The 2580-nt window shown below is 67.8% G+C and carries 3 protein-coding genes; 1 reads left to right on the forward strand and 2 read right to left on the reverse strand.

Translation table 11 applies throughout. The features are described from left to right. Positions 1-293 precede the first annotated feature (293 nt). Both ACH5AO_RS37170 and ACH5AO_RS37175 read right to left on the reverse strand, forming a co-directional pair. Positions 294-488, reverse strand: a complete 195-nt coding sequence (locus ACH5AO_RS37170) for a hypothetical protein (RefSeq protein ID WP_398932559.1) — start codon at positions 486-488, stop codon at positions 294-296. An 83-nt stretch (positions 489-571) separates the two neighbouring features. Next, a complete protein-coding gene (locus tag ACH5AO_RS37175; protein WP_398932561.1) occupies positions 572-844 on the reverse strand; it encodes a hypothetical protein in 273 nt (90 codons plus the stop codon). A gap of 243 nt (positions 845-1087) precedes the next feature. Here ACH5AO_RS37175 and ACH5AO_RS37180 point away from each other — a divergent pair, with 243 nt between their 5' ends. Then, positions 1088-2290 carry an IS110 family transposase gene (locus ACH5AO_RS37180; RefSeq protein WP_398932562.1) on the forward strand — a complete coding sequence of 401 codons (1203 nt, stop codon included), beginning with the start codon at positions 1088-1090 and terminating at the stop codon, positions 2288-2290. Positions 2291-2580 lie beyond the last annotated feature (290 nt).

Raw genomic sequence — 2580 nt, forward strand, 5'->3', positions numbered from 1 at the left:
CATCAGCGTCCTGTTCGCCATGCTCCGCGACGGAACCTTCTACGAGCCGAGGACCCCTCGACTCGCTTGACGAAGGACATAGAGGCACCCCCCCCCGCGGCTGTACTTCAGGATCCCGCCCGGCTTTTGCGGGGCCGAGGAGTTGACGTGTGAGCGCGGCGGATCGTCTCCTACGGGACGATCCGCCGGTGGTGCCTGATACTCCGGCAGCGGTTGGTGTCCTGAGCTGCGTTTTCGGTGGTGGCGGCGGAAAGGGGGACGGCCTGGCGGCGTCTTCTCCGGGCCGGCCGGTTTCAGTGCGCGGGTGAGCGGGACGAGCGCTGAGCTGTTTGTGCGGCCCCCTGTGCGGCATCGCAGCCGGCCTGGGCGACGAGTGCGCTCAGACCGGCGTGGGCGAGCACCGCCGGGGTGACGTGCCGATGCCAGCCGGGACAGCGGCGGACCTCGTACTTCTCCAGTCCGCACTCGTCCTTCGCGCCTGGAAGCACTCCTGCATCGCCCGGCGGGAGCCGGCCGCCTGGGCCGGCTCGGCGACCTCGCCGGTGGTGGGGGGTGTGGGTCAGGCAGCAGGTCACCTCCAGCAGGTCACTTCTTCGGGGCGGGACAGGCCGCGGTGGGCCATCACCCGGCGGTGACGGGTCACCTCTCCGGGGCCGAAGAGGTGGCCGGCGGACAGTTCTGCCTCGGTCCAGTCTGGATCCGCGGACTCTTTGGCGCCGTCACCGCAGGACAGTCCCTGCCGGGCACCACCGGGTATTTCGCCGGTGAGCTGGTCGATGTGCCAGATGCCGGCCAGGGGCTTGATCTGCCATATCCGCCACCGCGGATCCACCCGAGTGGCCATCGACTTCCCCATTACCTTCTTGATGGCCCCGCAACGGGGCGCCCGGCCTCCGGAGTTGGCATGACTTTCTCCCCCTGTCGAACACATGGCCTGGGGGGTGGTGTCACCGGCTCTGGAGGCATCGACAGACCGCTGATTAGGGGCATGACCACCGGCCTTTCCGCAGGTCGGGAGGCTCTTCGTAATGTGGATGTGGCGATCGGTGCCGTGGGACGGCCGGGCGGGGACAACCGGAGGAAGCACGTGATCGACGTCAGCGACATCGGCGTCTTCCTCGGCCTGGACGTCGGCAAGGGCGAACACCACGCCACCGCCGTCACCCCGGCCGGGAAGAAAGCCTTCGACAAACGGCTGCCCAACAGCGAACCGAAGCTCCGCGAGGTCTTCGGAAAACTGCAGGCCAAGCACGGGAGCGTGCTCGTCGTGGTCGACCAGCCGGCCTCGATCGGCGCCCTGCCGCTGGCAGTCGCGAGAGACATGGGCTGCCCGGTCGCCTATCTGCCCGGACTCACGATGCGGCGGATCGCCGATCTCTATCCCGGTGAGGCCAAGACCGACGCCCGCGACGCGTTCGTCATCGCCGACGCGGCCCGCGTCATGCCTCACACCCTCCGCTCGGTCGAGCTCGGAGACGAGACCATCGCCGAGCTGGAGATGATCGTCGGCTTCGATGACGACCTGGCCGGGGAGGCCACCCGCATCAGCAACCGCCTGCGGGGCCTGCTCACGCAGATCCACCCATCGCTCGAGCGGGTCCTGGGTCCGCGAGTGCAGCATCCGGCCGTGCTCAAACTCCTCGACCAGTTCGGCTCACCCGCCCAGATCCGCAAAGCCGGACGGCGCCGGCTCGTGACGCTGATACGTCCGAAGGCACCGCGGATGGCCGAACGGCTGGTCGAGGACATTTTCACCGCACTGGACGAGCAGACCGTCGTCGTCCCGGGCACGGACGCGGCCGCACTGATCGTTCCCAGCCTCGCCAGCTCGCTCCAGGCAGTGCTTGACCAGCGGAAACTGCTGGCCACGAGGATCGAGGAACTGCTGGAGGCACACCCTCTTTCCAAGGTCCTGACGTCCATGCCGGGGATCGGCGTCAGGACCGGAGCACGGATCCTCATCGATGTCGGCGACGGATCCAGCTTCCCGTCCGCCGCCCACCTCGCCGCCTACGCCGGTCTCGCCCCGGCAACCCGCAGCTCAGGCTCGTCGATCCGCGGCGAACAACCATCCCGGAGAGGAAACAAGCAGCTCAAACGGGCCTTCTTCCTCTCCGCGTTCGCCGCCCTGGCCGACCCGGCCTCCCGCACCTACTACGACAAGAAGATCGCCCAAGGAAAGCACCACACCCAAGCCCTGCTCTGCCTCGCCAGGCGCCGGGCCGACGTCCTCTTCGCCATGCTCCGCGACGGAACCTTCTACGAACCCAGTCCCGCCGCCTCAGGCTGATCCTCATCGGGCACGCCACACACCGGGCAATCCCATTCGTCGAGACAGTCGATCACGACAGGGTGATTACAGAAGACGCACGGACGCATGCCCTCATCGGCTGATTCCTGCACACGCGCTTCATCACTCATGGCAGGCAGAGTGCCAGACGGCCCTCGCCCGGCACCCACCACCTTGACCAAACACATAGGGGCACCCCCCGGCCGTCCGGCGGCCGATTTCAGTCATGCCCCCCCGTACCAGGACAACGGTACTCACGGCTCAGGACACGATCCGCTGCCGGAGCGATG

Origin of the sequence: Streptomyces sp. NPDC018964, assembly GCF_044390325.1 — a bacterium.
Classification (GTDB): Bacteria; Actinomycetota; Actinomycetes; order Streptomycetales; family Streptomycetaceae; genus Streptomyces.

Coding starts and splice junctions, on each gene's coding strand:
- ACH5AO_RS37175 (WP_398932561.1), bottom strand. CDS start 844: ATGGCCACTCGGGTGGATCCGCGGTGGCGGATATGGCAGATCAAGCCC.